Annotated in this window: 17 protein-coding genes; 3 read left to right on the forward strand and 14 right to left on the reverse strand. The window is 62.4% G+C overall.

Translation table 11 applies throughout. The annotated features are described in order from the left end of the window. Positions 1-167 precede the first annotated feature (167 nt). Positions 168-1,397 (forward strand): GAF domain-containing sensor histidine kinase, encoded by a 1,230-nt coding sequence (locus PVW27_RS00375; protein ID WP_274554508.1) that lies wholly within the window; start codon positions 168-170, stop codon positions 1,395-1,397. A gap of 18 nt (positions 1,398-1,415) precedes the next feature. Here PVW27_RS00375 and PVW27_RS00380 read toward each other — a convergent pair whose 3' ends face one another. From PVW27_RS00380 to PVW27_RS00415, 8 genes are all read right to left on the reverse strand, one after another. Then, positions 1,416-2,354 (reverse strand): LysR family transcriptional regulator, encoded by a 939-nt coding sequence (locus tag PVW27_RS00380; RefSeq protein ID WP_274554509.1) that lies wholly within the window; start codon positions 2,352-2,354, stop codon positions 1,416-1,418. Between the two features lie 151 nt (positions 2,355-2,505). Further along, complete coding sequence (locus tag PVW27_RS00385) at positions 2,506-3,417, reverse strand: dihydrodipicolinate synthase family protein (RefSeq protein WP_274554510.1); 912 nt, start codon at positions 3,415-3,417, stop codon at positions 2,506-2,508. After that, positions 3,414-4,841: an aldehyde dehydrogenase family protein gene (locus tag PVW27_RS00390; RefSeq protein ID WP_274554511.1), complete on the reverse strand. Its 1,428-nt coding sequence runs from the start codon at positions 4,839-4,841 to the stop codon at positions 3,414-3,416. Before PVW27_RS00390 ends, PVW27_RS00385 begins: the two co-directional genes overlap by 4 nt. 2 nt (positions 4,842-4,843) lie before the next feature. Further along, positions 4,844-6,016 (reverse strand): L-rhamnonate dehydratase, encoded by a 1,173-nt coding sequence (locus PVW27_RS00395; protein WP_274554512.1) that lies wholly within the window; start codon positions 6,014-6,016, stop codon positions 4,844-4,846. A 15-nt stretch (positions 6,017-6,031) separates the two neighbouring features. Continuing rightward, on the reverse strand, positions 6,032-7,054 hold the full coding sequence (locus tag PVW27_RS00400) for a 4-hydroxythreonine-4-phosphate dehydrogenase PdxA (protein ID WP_274554513.1): 1,023 nt from the start codon (positions 7,052-7,054) through the stop codon (positions 6,032-6,034). Continuing rightward, on the reverse strand, positions 7,051-8,331 hold the full coding sequence (locus PVW27_RS00405; RefSeq protein ID WP_274554514.1) for a TRAP transporter large permease: 1,281 nt from the start codon (positions 8,329-8,331) through the stop codon (positions 7,051-7,053). The genes PVW27_RS00400 and PVW27_RS00405 overlap by 4 nt, the downstream gene beginning before the upstream one ends. Beyond that, positions 8,328-8,885, reverse strand: coding sequence for a TRAP transporter small permease (locus tag PVW27_RS00410; RefSeq protein ID WP_274554515.1), 558 nt, complete (start codon positions 8,883-8,885; stop codon positions 8,328-8,330). The genes PVW27_RS00405 and PVW27_RS00410 overlap by 4 nt, the downstream gene beginning before the upstream one ends. Before the next feature lie 72 nt (positions 8,886-8,957). Continuing rightward, entirely contained in the window at positions 8,958-9,941 is a 984-nt protein-coding gene (locus PVW27_RS00415; RefSeq protein WP_274554516.1) for a TRAP transporter substrate-binding protein, read from the reverse strand. Positions 9,942-10,305: 364 nt separating this feature from the next. Between PVW27_RS00415 and PVW27_RS00420 the strand changes: the two genes are divergently transcribed. Continuing rightward, positions 10,306-10,662, forward strand: coding sequence for a DUF6404 family protein (locus PVW27_RS00420; RefSeq protein WP_274554517.1), 357 nt, complete (start codon positions 10,306-10,308; stop codon positions 10,660-10,662). 55 nt (positions 10,663-10,717) lie between these two features. Here the strand turns inward: PVW27_RS00420 and PVW27_RS00425 are convergent, their stop codons facing one another. Together PVW27_RS00425 and PVW27_RS00430 are read right to left on the reverse strand one after the other, a co-directional pair. Continuing rightward, positions 10,718-11,356 (reverse strand): NrsF family protein, encoded by a 639-nt coding sequence (locus tag PVW27_RS00425; RefSeq protein ID WP_274554518.1) that lies wholly within the window; start codon positions 11,354-11,356, stop codon positions 10,718-10,720. After that, positions 11,353-12,066 (reverse strand): sigma-70 family RNA polymerase sigma factor, encoded by a 714-nt coding sequence (locus PVW27_RS00430; RefSeq protein ID WP_274554519.1) that lies wholly within the window; start codon positions 12,064-12,066, stop codon positions 11,353-11,355. The genes PVW27_RS00425 and PVW27_RS00430 overlap by 4 nt, the downstream gene beginning before the upstream one ends. A 204-nt stretch (positions 12,067-12,270) precedes the next feature. On the opposite strand from PVW27_RS00430, the gene PVW27_RS00435 reads away from it, so the two are divergent. Beyond that, positions 12,271-13,026: a class I SAM-dependent methyltransferase gene (locus PVW27_RS00435; protein WP_274554520.1), complete on the forward strand. Its 756-nt coding sequence runs from the start codon at positions 12,271-12,273 to the stop codon at positions 13,024-13,026. A gap of 23 nt (positions 13,027-13,049) precedes the next feature. On the opposite strand, the gene PVW27_RS00440 is transcribed toward PVW27_RS00435, so the two are convergent. The 4 genes from PVW27_RS00440 to PVW27_RS00455 are packed head-to-tail and all read right to left on the reverse strand — an operon-like array spanning position 13,050 to position 17,137. After that, positions 13,050-14,282, reverse strand: coding sequence for a M24 family metallopeptidase (locus PVW27_RS00440; protein WP_274554521.1), 1,233 nt, complete (start codon positions 14,280-14,282; stop codon positions 13,050-13,052). A gap of 11 nt (positions 14,283-14,293) precedes the next feature. Beyond that, positions 14,294-15,586 (reverse strand): TRAP transporter large permease, encoded by a 1,293-nt coding sequence (locus tag PVW27_RS00445; protein WP_274554522.1) that lies wholly within the window; start codon positions 15,584-15,586, stop codon positions 14,294-14,296. Further along, entirely contained in the window at positions 15,583-16,104 is a 522-nt protein-coding gene (locus tag PVW27_RS00450) for a TRAP transporter small permease (RefSeq protein ID WP_274554523.1), read from the reverse strand. The genes PVW27_RS00445 and PVW27_RS00450 overlap by 4 nt, the downstream gene beginning before the upstream one ends. 19 nt (positions 16,105-16,123) lie before the next feature. Next, positions 16,124-17,137, reverse strand: coding sequence for a TRAP transporter substrate-binding protein (locus PVW27_RS00455; RefSeq protein ID WP_274554525.1), 1,014 nt, complete (start codon positions 17,135-17,137; stop codon positions 16,124-16,126). Positions 17,138-17,211 lie beyond the last annotated feature (74 nt).

Below are 17,211 nucleotides of genomic sequence, written 5' to 3' on the forward strand. Positions count from 1 at the left end.
AATGGCGTGTTCGACCGATGATTGGACGTTCGGCCCTAGTATCCGCCATTAGCGATATTGTAGATACTCCTTTAGCCCGACACAGGTCACCATGGGGCCAGGCGACTTCGGTCTGCGACAAAGGCCAAGTATGCGGAATGGTGAGGTTTTAGCCGGAAGCCAGAATCTTGGGAAAAATCAACACGTACGAATCGTTGGGACTTGTCGCGGAACACAGGCATCTGCGACTGGATGCCATCACGCGGCTGGTCACGACGGTGATCGGTGCCCCGGTTGCCATGGTGTCCGTGATGCAGCCACATCTTGGACGTCAGTTCATTTCCTCGTGGGAGGGGTTGCCCGATGATCTGGCCGAGTCGCGGCAAGTGCCGTTGGACCTGTCGATCTGTCGCCATGTGCAGGAAAGTGGCAAGACGGTCGTGATTCAGGACCTGCTGGACGATCCGCGCACCGCAGCGAATGCTTTGGTGCAGGCACATGGCCTGCGCTCCTATATCGGTGTGCCGATCCACACCACGGCAGGTCAAACCATCGGCGCGCTCTGCTGTATCAAGACAGAGGTCTGCGACTGGACCGACAGCCAGATCGAGACGATGGAGCAACTGGCCGCTTGCGTGGACGACCTGATCGCGCTGAAGACCCTTCAGATCGAAGAGCAGAAGGCCAATCGCAAGCTCAGGGCGATTGCGGGGGCAAGGTCCAGTTTCGTCACCCATATCAGCCACGAGATCCGGACGCCTCTGACGGGGATGGTCGGTTCGATCCGTCTGCTGGACAAGTTGCACCTGACCGGCATGGCGGGGGATCTGGTTGCCCTCTTGAACCGCTCATCGCTGCGATTGCTGGATATCGTGAATGACACGATGGATCTGTCGCGGATGGATGCGGGCACGTTCCGGATCGCGCAGGACGACTGTGATCTGCACGGGATCGCGCAGGATATTGTTGACAGCCATCGCCCGGCTGCGGCGCTCAAGTCGGTCGATGTATGGGTCAGCGGAGATCTGTCGGGACTGACCTATCTGGTCGACCGGATGGCGCTGGCGTCGGTTCTGGACAACCTTTTTGCCAATGCGGTCAAGTTCACCGAGAAGGGTCATGCCGGGATCAGGCTGTCGCATGACAGCTATGGCAATGTGAAGATCGAGGTTGCGGATACCGGGATCGGGATCCCTGCGGCCTTGCAGGGTGCCATATTTGACGAATTCGAACAGGCTGGTCCACGCATTGCACGCAAATACGGTGGCACGGGTCTTGGCATGGCGATGGTCAAGCGGTTGGTCGAGTTGATGGATGGCGAGATTGATCTGGTCAGCCAGCCCGGTCACGGCACGACGATCACGATTGTATTGCCACTTGAATCGTCGAACACGGGCGCTGTTGAACGGATCGCCTGAGAAGAGGCCAGCCCGCCGTCACACCACGCCAGAGGCGGCCAGATGGATCTGGCGCACCAGCGCTTCGATCGCGGGATCGGGTTCGTCCTTGTTGGGCAACAAAAGCCCGTAGCGACCGATGAAGCCTTCCAGCGGAACGTCTATCTCGGCGATCATGCCGGTTTCGATATAGAACTGCGCGACAGACCGCGGCAACACCGCCAGAAAGGCACTGCGGCTGATCATGACTGTCGTCATCAGCATGGACGCCGTTTCCAGCCTGTTCACCGGCAGCGGCAGCCCCGCCCGGGCAAAGGCCAGCTCGATAGACGTTCTCATGGGGCTGGGCCTTGGTTGTAGGATCCACTCGAAACCTTGCAGGGTTTGCAAAGACAGATCGGCCTGTCCTATCAACGGATGGTGCGCGGCGGCGACGATGGACAGTTCCTCAAGCCAGAGAGGTTCAAACCGGATATTGCCCATATCCAGATGTTCGACCGGCCGCCCGAGGGCCAGATCAAGTTGACCTTCGTTCATGGCGGCAATCAGGTGGTCCGAGGTCGAAACGGTCAGGTTTACCAAAGGTCCCGCGCCATCGGCCATGACCGTTGAAAAGATACGGGTCAGCACATCGGGCACGGCTTCCATGATCGCGCCCAGACGGACGGTGCCCAATTCACCGCGCGCCATGGCATCGACCTGCGATTTCAATCGGGCGGTTTCCGACAGGATCGTGCGAGCGTGACGGGCCACGGCCAGACCGAAAGACGTGGGCTCCATTCCCTTGACGCCGCGGTGGAACAGTTCGACCCCCAGCGTGCGCTCCACCTCTTTCAGAAGTTTGGTGGCGCCGGGCTGAGAAAGGTTCAGATCTCGGGCCGATGCATGCAGGTTGCGTGTCTCGGTCAGGCTGGCCACCAGCGCAAGCTGCTTGAAGCGCAGGCGCGACAGGGTCGCCATGTCAAAACCGCTATGCACGCTGAATGTCCTTCGCGACGCGGGGCGCTGCACCTCGGGCCGGTCCGGGTCGGTCGCCACTGAAGAACAGTCTAGCATTCGCATCTGTCGGTTTTCGAGCCTTAACTTCATGTGAAAGGGAAAGGCCCGGCCCCGTACGGGGCCGGACGGTTCAATGCCCCCAGCGCAAGACCAGAGGATCCAGAGGGCGCAGCAGGCTGATCAGCCGACTGCGGATCTCGGGGTGGAGGGGGTCGATCGGATGGCGACAGTATTCCGAGCGGATCACGCCGCCTTCCACCATGGCGGCCTTGCAGGACCGCCAACCGCATTGGCGGTTTTCATGGTTCACCGCAGGCAGGATGCGGGCATAGCCAGCGACCGCCGCGTCGATCCGGCCTGCATGGTAGTCGGTGATCACGGGCTTGATCTGATCGACGATCATGCCCGAAGTCATCGATCCGGTGGCACCTGCGTCCAGATCGGCCAGCAGAGTGATCGCTTCCTCGCCGTCAAACGGGCCTTCGATGGCGTCACCGCCTTCGGCAATCAGCGCGCGCAGCTTGTTTGCGGCCTGCGGCACCTCGATCTTGAAGAGTTTCACCATCTCGATCTCGCGCGCCATCTTGACCAGCAAGGGCACGGGCAGATCGACGCCGGACATGGGGGCATCCTGTATCATGATGGGGATGCCCACCTCGCCCACGGCCTGAAACTGCTCGAAGGTCTGCTTGGGATTCCCCTTCAAAACCGCGCCGTGATAGGGCGGCATCATCATCACCATCGCCGCGCCCAGATCCTTGGCATAGCGCGCGCGTTCGACCGCGATCTGCGTGGCGAAATGGCTGATCGTGACGATCACCGGCACGCGGCCCGCTACATGATCAAGGCACAGGCGTGTCAGCATCGCGCGTTCGTCATCGGCGATCAGGAACTGCTCCGAGAAATTGGCAAGGATGCAGATTCCATCCGCGCCCTGGTCAATCAGGCAGTCAAGGACGCGGCGCATCCCTTCGGTGTCGATGCTGCCATCGTCGAGAAAGGGCGTCGGCGCGACGGGCCATATTCCAGTGTATTTGCTCATGGGGCGACATAGCTCGTTTTGACATGGGTGTAGAATTCACGGGCATAGCTGCCCTGTTCGCGGGGGCCGTAGCTGGATCCTTTGCGCCCGCCGAAGGGCACGTGGTAATCCACGCCGGCCGTGGGCAGATTGACCATGACCATCCCCGCCTGCGCATGGCGACGGAAGTGGCTGGCGTGTTTCAGCGAGGTCGTGCAGATGCCAGCCGACAGGCCGAAGTCCGTGTCATTGGCGGTGGCCAGCGCCGCGTCATAATCCGCGACGCGTATCACGCTCGCGCAGGGGCCAAAGATTTCCTCGCGGCTGGAGCGCATGGCATTGGTGGCCCCGGCAAAGATCGCGGGGCGCTGGAAGTAGCCCTGCCCGTCCAACGACTCGCCCCCGATCACGTCGCAGCCTTCTTCGCGCGCAAGTTCGACGTAGCGCAGGTTCTGCTCAAGCTGGCTTTGGTCCACCACGGGGCCGATCTGGGTGGCCGGGTCCAGCGCATCGCCCACGCGCAGGGCGGTGGTCGCGGCGGTCAGCTTGTCCAGAAAGGCATCGTGGATGCGGTCGGTCACGATCAGGCGGGACGAGGCCGTGCAGCGTTGCCCGGTGGAATAGAAAGCACCATTCACACAGGCCCCCACCGCGACATCCAGATCGGCGTCGTCCAGCACGACCATCGGATTCTTGCCGCCCATTTCCATCTGGACCTTTTTCCCTGCCTCCATGCATTGCAGCCCGATCCGGCAGCCCGTGGCGACCGATCCGGTAAAGCTGATCGCGTCGATACCGGGATGTTCGACCATGCGCGCGCCCACGTTGCTGCCGCGCCCCATGACAAGGTTGAACACCCCGTCCGGGCAGCCGGCCTCCTTGAGGATGCTGGCGATTTCCCACGCGCAGCCGGGTGTCAGATCCGCCGGTTTCAGGATCACGCAGTTACCGTAGGCCAGCGCGGGTGCCGCCTTCCAGACCGGGATCGCGATGGGGAAGTTCCACGGTGTGATAAGGCCGACAACACCCAAGGGTTCGCGTTCGACAAAAGCTTCGACGCCCGGACGGACGGATTGTACCACATCCCCGGTCAGGCGGAGTGCCTCGCCTGCGAAGAAGCGGAAGATCTGTGCGGCGCGGGTGACCTCGCCGATGCCTTCGGCAAGGGTTTTGCCTTCCTCGCGTGACAACAGGCGGCCCAGTTCGTCCTTGCGGGCAAGGATGCGGGCCGCCGCCCCTTCCAGCACGTCATGGCGCAGTTGCGGGCTTGCCCAGGCCCAGCCCGGAAAGGCGGCGCGAGCAGCCTCGACCGCCGCATCGACGCTGGATGCATCGCCGCGCGCGTAATGGCCGATGATGTCGCCAGTATCGGACGGGTTGATGTTCGGGGCGGTATCGACACCGGCAACCCATTGGCCGCCGATCAGGTTCTGAAACGGGGCCATGGTCATTCCGTGATCTGAAAATGGTGCAGGTGCTTGTCGGTGATCGTGATGCCAAGGCCGGGCTTGGTGTCGTCCAGATCAATGAAACCATCCACCGCATCGGGATCGCCTTCGAAGATGTAGTAGAACAGCTCATTGCCGACTTCGACATCGAAGACCGGGAAGTATTCGCTGATCGGGCAGTTCACGTTTGCCATGGTCAGGTGATAATTGTGCATCTGCCCGGCATGCGGGATGACGGGGACCTGAAACGCCTCGGCAATCGCGTTGATCTTCTGCGCGGCGGTGATGCCGCCCACGCGGTTGGTATCATACTGCATCACGCTGACGGCGCCCGAGCGGATCAGATCGGCGCAACCGATGACGGAAAACTCATGCTCGCCGCCCGAGATGGGCACGATGTTCATGGCGTTCAACTCGCGGTAGCCGTTCACGTCATCCGCGATGACGGGCTCCTCCAGCCAGCGGGGTTCATATTTGGCCAGCTTCGGCAGCATCCGCTTGGCATAGTCAAGGTTCCAGCCCATGTAGCATTCCAGCATGATGTCGCGGTCCCAGCCGATCACCTCGCGCACGGCCTCGACCCGCTTGAGGTTCTCTCGCATGCCTTTCATGCCGTCCTTGGGGCCATATCCGAAGCGCGTTTTGAAGCCTTGATAGCCGGCATCCACGGCCTCCTGTGCCTCGCGCTGCATCTCTTCGATCGAGGCGGCGTAGAGTTTGGAATAATAAACCGGGATCTTTTCCTTGGTGCGCCCACCGAGCAGCTTGAACACCGGCTTGCCCGTCAGCTTGCCCATCAGATCCCAGATCGCGATGTCGATGGCGGAAATCGCGGTCATGCCGATGCCCTTGCGGCCCCAAGCATGGCTGCGGCGATACATTTTTTCCCAGATATAGGCGTAATCGAAGGGGTCTTCGCCGATCACCAGCGGGGCGAACCAGTCGTCGATGGCCTTTTTCACCACCGTGGGAGCCAGCGCCGCGTTGCCGATGCCGATGGTGCCGTCTTCGGTTTCCACCTCGCAGGTCAACCACTGGTGGAACCGGAAGGATGACATGGCATCCCCCTTGATCCAGAGCGCGTCCGACGCGTTGGTGCAGAAATTGCCCTGCGGCGGGACAGTCGGGCCGGTCCAGTTCCAGACGCGGGTGCGAACAGATTTGATCTTCATGGGTCAGTCCACTTGTTATGATGATGTGAAGGAACGGGCGCGACGGCCCATGGTGCTGGCGATGGTCCATGCCGCGCGCATCGGGCCGACATGGGCCTTGCCTTGGCCGCGGATATCGAAGGCGGTGCCATGCGCCGGAGTTGTAATAGGCACGGGCAGACCGCCCTGCACTGTGACGCCCTGCCAGAAGCCCAGAAGCTTGATCGCGATCTGGCCCTGATCATGGTAAAGGGTCACGATGGCATCGAGTTCCTTGGCCACCGCCTTGAGGAAGATCGTGTCCGAGGGATAGGGCCCCTCGACCGGCAGACCCATGGCCTTTGCCTTTTCGACGGCGGGGCCGATGATGGTGATTTCCTCGGTCCCGAAATTGCCGTTGTCGCCGTTATGCGGGTTTAGCCCGCAGACGCCGATGCGGGGGTTTTCATGCCCGGCCTCGCGCAGCGCAGCATGGATCAGGCGGGCGGCTTCGATGATCTTGTCCCCGGTGATCAGGTCGGCCACGTCACGCAGGGCGACATGACTGGTGACGCGGCTGGTCCAGAGACCCTCCATCACGTTGATCTCGGACACGGTGCCGTTATGGCCGAGGCGGTCTGCAAACCAGTGCAGCTCGTCCGATTGGGTCATGCCTGCCGCGTGCAGAGACGCCTTGTTGAGCGGCGCAAAGACCAATGCATCAGCCTGCCCGCGCGCGACCAGATCCAGACCATAGCCCAGCGTATCGAGGCAATGCTGCCCCCCTTCGGCCGTGGCTTCGCCCCGCGCCCATCCCCCCTTGGGCGCCGTGCGCCCCTTGGGCAGGAACAGCGGCACGTCGGGGGCTTGGCCCAGTGCCGATGGATCGCTGACACGGCGATAGGGGAAGTCTGCCCCGGCAATCGCCATGCCGTCCTGCAACTCGTCCTCATCCCCAAGGATCAGAACATGGGCCATGTCGCGTGCCTCGGCGTCGGCCAGAAGTTTCGCCACCAGTTCGGACCCGATCCCGGCAGGATCGCCAAGGGTCAGGATCAGGCGGGGTTTGGGGTCGGTCATTGCAGATACTCCGTCAGGCCCAGCGACACGAAGGGCACGTAGGTGACCAGCAGCAGGATGAAGGCCAGCACGCCGATGAAGGGCAGGTTGGTGCGGGTGGTTTCCCAGATACCCGCCTTGGCGATGGAACAGGCCGTGATCAGCACCGATGCGACCGGCGGGGTCTGTTGCCCGATGGCAAGGTTCAGCGTCACGATGATGCCGAAGTGGATCGGGTCGATCCCCACCTCTCGCACCAGTGGCAGCACGATGGGCACCACAAGGATGATGGCCGCCGCACCATGCAGGAACATGCCCAGCACGAAGAGAAGCAGGTTCAGCAAGGCCAGAACCACCAACGGATTGGTCGTGAACTCGGTGATCTGCGCCGCGAGTTGCTGCGGCACCTGGGCCTGGGTCAGGAACAGACCCAGCGCGGCGGATGTGGCGACAAGGAACATGACCACGCCGGTCTGGCTGATCCCGTCCAGCATCACGCGGCGCAGGCGTCGCACGTCCAGATCGCGGTAGATGAACAGGCCGATCACAAGGGCCGCCAGAACGGCCAGGCCTGCGCCTTCTGTCGCGGTGACCAGACCCGAGAAGATACCGCCAAGAATGATGACCGGCATGGTCAGCGCCCAGAACGCCTCGCGGAAGCTGCGCCAGACATTGCAGAGATCGAACCTTTCATCGCGCGGCAGGTCGTAGCGGACGGCCAGAAGATAGGTCACGACCATCAGCAGAAAGCCACCCAGCACGCCGGGCACGATACCGGCCACGAACAGCTTGAGAACCGACACTTCGGCAATCGCGCCATAGAGGATCATCGGGATCGAGGGGGGGATGATAATCGCCAGCGAGGCCGAGGAGGAGGTGATCGCCGCGGCCATGGTGCGGGAATAGCCACGCTTTTTCATCTCGGGGATGAGCACGGTGCCGGTGGCGGCGACATCGGCCACGGCCGAGCCGGAGATTTCCGCAAAGACCATCGAGACGCCGATATTGACCATGCCCAGACCGCCCCGCACGAAGCCGATGAGGGAGGTGACGAAGTTGATCAGCCGGACGGAAATGCCGGAGGTGTTCATCAGGTTGCCCGCAAGAATGAAAAGCGGAATCGCGATCAAGGGAAAGGACGTGGCGCCGGTATAGAGCGCGATGGCCACGTCATAGAGGCTGGAGGTGCCCGAGGTCATGAGGAAGCCGCCGACGGCGACCATCCCGATGGCAACGGCAATGGGCACGTTGATCATGATCAGCGTGATCAGGGCCAGGGTTGTCAGAAGAAGGATCATTTCGATTTGTCCTTGTCTTGCCGGATCTCGGCCTCGGCCTCGGCGATGGCATGGGCGATTTCGGCGTGATCGGCGTCGATCCCGGCGGCAGCATCCCGCAGGGCGCGCGGCAGGGTCAGCAGGGTGCCGATGATCATCAGAACGGCCGTCAGCGGGATCACCGCCTGCACGATGTCCAAGGTCAGCCATGGCAGGCTGAGCAGGGAGTCATAGGCGGCGACGGCCAGAACGTGATAGCCGAACCAGGCGATCAGGGCGAAGAAGGTCAGCACCAGCACCTCGGACACGAGGGTGAGCGCGACGGCAACCCCGCGGGGCAGCGCCGTGACAAGCCCGCCGAACCCCATATGGGCGCGCATGAAGACGGCATAGGTGGCGCCAAAGTAGGTCAGCCATGCCAGAAGAACGCTGGCCAGTTCGTCATACCAGCTGGGCGAAGCGCCGAAATAGCGCATGGTCGTGGAATAGATGATCGCGAAGGTCAGCGCCAGCAGCAGGGCCAGACCGATGGTCTCGACCACACGCAGAAGCGTCTTTTCGATGAGTGTGAGCATGTGTTTGCGGCCATGTTCGGGCCGACCGGATCATGATCCGGCCGGCGCTTGGTCATGAGGACAGGCGACGGATCAGTTGGCCAGAGCCTGCGCGCGACTGATCAGTTCGGCCCCACCCGGCACCTGTGCGGCAAAGGCCGCATAGACGGGGGCAGAGGCGGCGATGAAGGCCGCCTTGTCCGCCTGGTTCACGGCGGCACCGGCGGCTTCGACCTTGGCGACAAGTTCGTTGTCCGCAGTTTCGCCCTCGGCCAACGACCAGTCCTGCACCCCCGCGGCGACTTCGTTGACCGCGGTCCGCACGTCCTCGGGCAGGTCTTCCCAGACCTTGAGACCGGTCGTCAGATAGGTCGGCGAATAGACATGGCCGGTCATGCTGAGGAACTTCTGAACTTCCTGAAAATTGGCGCCGACGATATTGGTCAGGGGGTTTTCCTGACCGTCCATGGTGCCGGTCTGCAACGCCACGAAGACCTCGGAAAAGGACATGGCAGTGGGGTTCGCGCCCCATTCCTGGAACATCGCCACGCGCCATTCGGACGAGGGCGTGCGGATCTTCAACCCGGCCAGATCGGCAGGCGTGTTGATGGGGCGCGCATTGTTGGTGATATGGCGAAAGCCGTTTTCCCATGTCGAGATGACATGCAGGCCCTGCTCCTCGGCCTTGGGAGCCAGTTCGTTGCGCACGATCTCGGCGTCGATCGCTTTCAGATGGGCGCGGTCCTTGACCAGAAACGGCATCTCGAACAGGCCGAATTCGGGTGCCACGTTGGTCATGATCGACGAGATCAGCGTGAACTGGACAGTGCCAAGGCGCAGCTTCTGCATCAGCTCCTTTTCATCGCCAAGCTGGGCGTCGGCGTAGAACTCGACCTTGTGCGCATCGCCCAGCTTGGCTTGCAATTCTTCGGCAAACCGCGCGGCGCTGCGGCCTTGCAGGCTGTTGGATGCCGCGCCGACAGCGACAATATAGGTATCGGCCATGACGGGTGCCGCGCCAAAGGACGCGACGGCGAAGATCAGGCCTGCGGACAGGCCTTTGGTGACGTGAAACATGGGTTTTCCTCCTCCTGGCAGAGCCGCCGCACCTGTGGCTTGGGGGTCTCCTGCACACTGGGGTAAAGCAGGGGAAAGGTCCGGTATAATGGAAAGGGCTGATCCATTGATAACCAAATGGCATCACTAGCGTGGCTGCACCCCCGGTTTGTCATTGAGTCTCGATTTAATCCTGGCGGGAAGATACATCCCTAGGCTGTGCGAGATTGCTTTGTTCCCCGGCATTGTGTAGCGTTATCACGATTTTGATAACGTGCCGGTATGCCATGTTGGGTTGTGTTTTGTCAGTTCTTCCCTTTTCCGTCCTGTGCAACGGCCACAAGGATCGGGCGAGGGTTTTGCCTGTGCTGCGGGGTTGGCAGCCATGAACGATTTCTCTGCATATGAGCGCAGACTGGCCCGCGCGCTTGAAGAAATGAAGGTCGCCTCTCTTCAGCAAGATTACCGTGACTCCTGGTTCGATCGCTTGATGCGCCGCTGCGGGTTGCGCCTGCGCCCGCTGAACTATTACAGCCCGTGGCAGGTCGCGCTGTTCGGCGGCCTTTATTTCAGCCTCTCCTATGGCGGTGGCATGTATCTGCTGTCATGGCGGCACAGCGATGACCTTGTCGGCCCGCTGATCGGCGTCCTTGTGTCAGGATCGGTGTTCGGCGCGGCCTTCGGAACCTTCGTCGCGATCCAGCGTCGTCGCTATCGCCTGTCCAGATGGAAGGATCTTTGATCCGCTGCGGGATGGTATCGGTGACAGACCGTGATGCAGATGTTGCGTCAACGTCCTACCAACGCAGCAACCGCGTGCCGGCAACTGCGCCCAGAATGGTCACGATCAGAATTGCCAGACCATACCAGGTGACGAAGAAAATCGGGTTGTCCTGCGTGCAATAGAGCGAATAGCCCGCCGTGGCCCCGGCTGATACGGCAAGGCCCAGCATCGCGCCGCTACGCGCCGGGGCGGTGGTCGCCCCCTGACGCACCAATGCAAAGCACAGGCCGAGTGCCGGCAATGAGATAAGCAGGATGAATCCAAGGCATTGCAGGACTGAGGCCGGGCTGACATCGGCAAACCACCGCGCGCGGCTCTGCGTGGCAAACCCGACCGCGTAGAGAAGAGCCGCCACGGCAAGGGCCGTCCACAGTATTGCGCGGCCGAGGACTGGCCCGGTTTCCTCGGGTCGCATCAGGCGCACCACGACGGGAAGTGCTGCGAGGGACAGAACGGCGGGCAAAAGGGTCTTGGATGCCAGCAGCGGTGTGGTCAGAACTGTCGCCAGGTCGGCACGCAGACCGATCACGGTCAGAAAAACCCCAACGCATAGCGCGATGATGCCAATGACCGCCGCGCCGATGCGTCCTGATCTGAGCGGTGTGGCAGCCGGATCCTGCGCCAATGCGGCAATAAGGTCTTCGGTTCTCATGTATTGTCCTTCCGGGCGATGGCGCCCAACCTCTTGATCGCGCGGTGCAAGGCGACGCGCACGGCGCCTTCGGTCATCGACAGACGCTGGCCGACCTCTGCTGTTGTATCGCCCTCAAGGCTGACGGCGCGCACGATCCGGGCCGACCGTGTATCCAAATGGTCGATCAGCGCGGCGCTGTCGCGGGCGGCCATGGCGGCGGTGACGTCATCGGCATGGGGTTCGGCCTCGATCTGGTTGATCATGGGGTCGATCGGTTCGTGGTCGCGATGACGCTTTCGCCGTTGCGCGTCGATCACCTTGTAGCGGGTGATCGCATAGAGCCACGGAAGGACGGGGGCTGTCGCTGTCCATGTATGGCGCTTGGCATGGACCGAGAGCAGGATATCCTGCACGATATCCTCCTGCGCCTCGGGTCCGAACTGGCCGCCGCGCGCCCGCACGATACCACGCAGGATCGGGGTGATCGTCTGCAAGAAACGGGCATAGGCGCGTTGATCCCCGGACAGGGCCGCGCGCAGCAGGTCAGCCAGTTCCGTTTCGCGATCCGTCATGCCCGATGTCCGTGACTGTCCGGCAGAGTTTGCCGCAAAACCCTTGTCCATGTCGCCTGATATCTTGGTGATGAGGATATGGCTGCACGCATTGGTGCCGCCGGAGGGAGACGACAGCAGTTCATGGACAGTGTCGCCTTGGGCGATCTCCAACATGGCCTTGGTCCTGTCCTGTTGCGCATGGGGGCGAACCCGGTTTCTTGTCTGGCACTACGTCTGGACTGCGGTTCTGTTACCGGATCGCGCCAGTCTCGCGGTGACGTGATCTTGGCGCGGACCGTATCGGGGAGCGTTGGAATCTTTGCACGCCGCATCATCGCCGCTAGAAAAGATCAGGCATGGCCCAGCAGGAGCACGACAATGGACGAGTTGAGCCTTCTTGCAGATCTGCACCGCGAGGGTCAGCGTCAGGGTCCGGGCGGGGTGGAGGAAACACGTCTGGCCATCAGGCTGTCCGGCCTGCGTGCCGGGACGGGGCTGAAGATCGCAGATATCGGCTGCGGCACCGGCGCGTCTTCCCTTGTTCTGGCGCAGGATCTGAAGGCCGACGTGACGGCGGTGGATTTCCTGCCGGATTTTCTGGAAAAGCTGGATCGCACCGCGCAGGCGGCGGGTCTGGATCACAGGATCACAACGCATGCCGCCTCGATGGAGGCGCTGTCCTTTGCCGATGCATCTCTTGATGCGATATGGTCGGAAGGGGCGATCTACAACATGGGTTTTGCCCAGGGTATCCAGAGCTGGCGCCGGTTTCTCAAGCCGGGCGGGATACTGGCGGTGTCGGAACTGACGTGGCTGACACGGGAGCGCCCCGCCGAACTGACCGATCACTGGATGCGCGCATACCCCGAGGTTGACACCGCATCGGCCAAGATGGCGGTGCTCGAAGACGACGGTTTTGCCCCGACAGGCTATTTCGCCCTGCCCCGGCACTGCTGGCTGGACAACTACTACCGCCCCTTGCAGGCGCGATTTGCGAATTTCCTGTCACGTCATGCGGCGGACCCGATGGCCGCAGAGCTTGTGGCCGCAGAGGAGGCCGAGATCGCGCTTTATGAACGCAATGCCGACTATGTCAGCTACGGGTTCTATATTGCCCGCAAGACGACAGATTGATCTTTTCCAATATCGTCGCGTCCTCAGAGCGATATCAGATCACATGACAGGGTATTCATGGATTTGGGTCCATCCGGTGTGATCTCGACCTGATCTTCGATGATGAAGCCGCCAAGACCGGTGACATACCACGGGCATTCGAAGGCCAGAACCATGCCGGGCGTGACCACTTCGGTGGAATCCGACGCGATGAAAGGCCATTCCTCGCTGCCCGGTCCGGTGCCAAGCCCGTGACCGAAATGACCGCGCGCATAGCTGTCAAAGCCGTGGGCGCGGATGGCTTGGGTGGTGATGCGGTGCACCTCGGACAGTGGCGTGCCCGGTGTGAGTTGGGCGAAGCCGGCATGGAAACCGGCCAAGAGGGCCGCGTGGATCTCGGTCGCGGCGCGGGGCGGCTGGCCCAGCACGAAGGTGCGGCCCGTGTCCGAGGTATAGCCGTCCATCAGACAGCCAACATCCACCTTGATCAGATCCCCCGGTTCCGCCACCGCGTTGCCACCCCACGGGTTGCGCCCGACCGCGATGTATTCCCATGCGCTTGTCAGGGGCAGACCGGTCGCATTGGCGCGGATCGTGTCGGACCAGACACCGGCCAGCGCGTCGCGACTCATGCCGGGGCGGATGGCGGCCTGCACCGCGCGGATGCCCGTTTCGGCCAGTGTCACGGCCTGACGCAGCCGCGCCACCTCGCCCGGTGTCTTGATCGCACGGAGCCGCTGAATGACTCGGGTGGCATCAATCAGCGTCACATCCGCAAGGGAGTGCTGCAAGAGCGGCAGATCCTCGGCCGATATTGCTGACATCTCGACCCCGATCCGGGCATGCCCCAGACCGCGCTCGGCCAGCGCATCGCGCAGATGGGCATAGGTCTGGCCTGCGTCAAAGGTCGAGGGACGCGCCGCCGGCCCCGGACGCGCGGCGCGGCGCGCGGCAATCTGAGGGGCGGCGGGAGCGTTCGGATCGAAGCCTTCGGCCTCCAGCGCCTCGACCCAGATGGGGCTTTCGCGCAGGTCGGTGATATGGCTGACGGCACGGAAGGTTGGCGCGAACAGGTCACTGGCCACAGCCATTTCAGGAAGGCCCACATCCGCAGGGACCAGCACAGCCACGGCCCCTGCCCTGCGCCACATGGTCGCCACGCCCGCGGGGGCACCAGTCGCATAACGGAATGCCTCGGGCGAGAGAAGGATCAGCGCGTCGATCCCGGCCTCTGCCATGAGGTTTTGCGCACGGGTCCTGTCCAGAAATGCGGGCATGGTCAGATCCTTCAGAGTGAAACGAGGCTTGGCAGCCATGTGACAAGCCAGGGAAAGGCCACGATCAGCCCGATCAGCAAGAGCAAAGCCAGCCAATAGGGCAAGGCCGCAACTGCCGCCTGCCCCAGTTTGACCTGCCCGCCGGTCATGCCTGTCAGGACAAAGATGTTCATGCCGACGGGCGGTGTCAGCATCCCGATTTCGATCAGCAGGGTGATCAGCACGCCCAGCCAGACCGGATCATAGCCCAACCCCACCAGCAGCGGGAACACGATGGGCAGGGTCATGATCATCATAGACAGGCCGTCGAAGATCGTGCCCATCACGATGTAGAGCAGCACGACAAGCCCAAGGATGCCCAAGGGCCCGATCCCCAGCCCCTCGACGCCGCGCAGCAATTCTTGCGGCAGTCCCAGCACGCTGATGGATTGGGCCAGGATCACTGCTCCCATGAAGACCATGCCGATCACGCAGAAGGTGACCAATGTGTTCATCAAGGCTTGCAGGATTCCACGCAGATTCAGGTCGCCTGCCAGATAGCCGATGACGATGGCCCCCAGCACGCCGACACCGGCGGATTCCGTCGGTGTGGCCAGACCGGCGAAAAGGCTGCCGAGCACCGCACCGATCAATGCCAGCAGAGGCCAGATATGCACCAGACCCAGCAGCGCGCGGCCTAGGCTTTGGTCCGGTGTCGGTTCCGGGGCCAAATGCGGGTTGCGCATGGACGAAACCACAATCCAGAGCATGAACAGCAGGGCCGCCAGCATGCCGGGGATGATCCCCGCCAGAAACAGCTTGCCGATGGAGGTTTCAGTGAAGGCGCCATAGATCAGCAGGCTGAGGCTGGGCGGGATCAGAAGGCCCAAGGTGCCGCCCCCCGCCAGACTGCCCACCACGGTCGCCTTGTCATAGCCGCGCCGGGTCAGTTCGGGATAGGCGACCGAACCCACCGCCGCCGCCACAGCCATGGACGATCCGCTAACGGCCCCGAACAGGCCGCAGACCGCGATATTCGTATGCAGCAATCCTCCCGGCAGGCGGGCGAAAACCGGCGACATTGCGCGGTAGACACCGCGCGCAAGGCCCGATGCGACAAGGAGTTCCCCCAGCAGGATGAAGAGCGGGATCGCCGTCAGGGTGAAGCTGTTGAAGGTGTTCCAGACGGCCTGAACACCCAGGCTTGTGGCACCACCCGACCAGACATGGAGGATCACGAACCCTGTCAGGCCAAGAGACGCCCCAAGGATCGCCCCGGTCAACACCGTGCCGAGAAGCGTTCCCCCCATCGCCAGCCAGATCATGGCTCGAAGCCTTTCTCAGGCAGATCAGGGCCAGCCATGCCTTCTGGCGGTGGGCGAAGCATCTGCCATGCTGCGACCAGTGCCGCCAGCGCCACACCGATCGACATCATCGCCACGAATGGCGCAAGCGGTATGCGCGCCACCTCGGACTTGAGGTTCAGCATCATGGTCAGGTTCAGGTCAGCCCGCGCATCGCGGAAAAATACGGCTGCAAAGGCCAGAAAGACCAGTTGCCCAAGCACGAACAGACATCGCCGCAGCCAGCCACGGGTGCGGTCATAGGCAATGTTCACCCGGATATGGGCATGGGTCGCCAGCGCATAGGGCATCCCCAGAAAGACGGCGCTGACCAGCATCAGACCGGCCAGATCCTCGGTAAAGGCGAAGGGCGCGCCGACGGCATAGCGCATCACCACGGCCAGCACCGTCAGCACAGCCATGGCCGCGATGCAGGCTGCACCCAGCGCCCCCAAGGCGCGGGTGATCCACAGGATCACCCGGTCCGTCTGTTCGGGCAAGGATGCCACCGATACGGCCTTACTGGCCGATCAGGTCAAGGATCTTGGCGCGGTAAGCAACAGCCGCCTCGCCGCCCTCTTCGGACAGTTTCAGCCATGTGGCCGCTGCGGCTTCACGGATGGCGGCCACATCGGCCTCGCTGAAATCGTCATACCATGTCACACCCGCCGCCGTCAGATCGGCGCGCGCGGCCGCTTCGGCTTCGGCGTCGCCGTCGAACTGGAAGGAGTCTTCCTTCAAGGTGACCAGTGCCTTGTCCAAAGCCGCGCGATTCTCGGCGCTCAGGCCCTCGAGCGTGGCTTTGTGGGCGACGATGGCATAGGGCGCGGGCGGGAAGGGGAAACCGGTATAGACCGCGTGTTTCGCCACTTCCTGCAAGGAGATCGACTTGGCGAAGCGCGCGGCATAAAGCGCGCAATCCACCACGCCGGTTTGCAGGGCGGCATAAAGCTCGTTCTGGGGCACGATCTGCGCGGCGACGCCAAGGGCTGTGAACGTCTCTACCTGCTCGCGCGAGCCGACGCGCAGCTTGCGGGTCTTCAGCTCGTCCAGCGTCTGCACGGGTTCGCGGCAGAAGAGCGAGGCGTCGATCATCGGCAGCGCCATGAAGCCGACAACGGGGATGTTGCGTTCGGCAAAACCGGTGGTCAGCGCCTCTTCCACGGCGGGTAGGGCGCGGAGATGTTCCTCGGCGGTCGAAACCGACCCATAGACATAGAGGCTGGCCAGATCCGGCGCATCGCGACCGATGAAGGTGGGCCAGATGAAGGCGATCTCGGGTGTGCCCGTCTGCATCCAGCGCAGCGCATCCGCATCCTTGAGATTCATCCCGCCGCCTTCGATCACGTTGATCGTGAAATCTCCTCCGGAATTCGCCGCGACATTCTCGGCGAAGTTGCGGATATGGGCAGATTCGGGGCGGGTCGGTGCATAGTTGTTGTTGAAGCGCCATGTCACGGCTTCAGCAGCGGCAATGGTCGCTGTCAGGCCAAGGGTCAGGGCGGATACAGCGGTCAGAATGCGGGCAGTCATGGGAACCTCCTGTTGTTGTTTTCGCGGATGAGTTGTTTGTGTTCAAACGGCTTGATCCCGTCTTTTGTGATCCT

Origin of the sequence: Seohaeicola sp. 4SK31 (assembly GCF_028802875.1) — a bacterium.
Taxonomy (GTDB): Bacteria; Pseudomonadota; Alphaproteobacteria; order Rhodobacterales; family Rhodobacteraceae; genus Seohaeicola.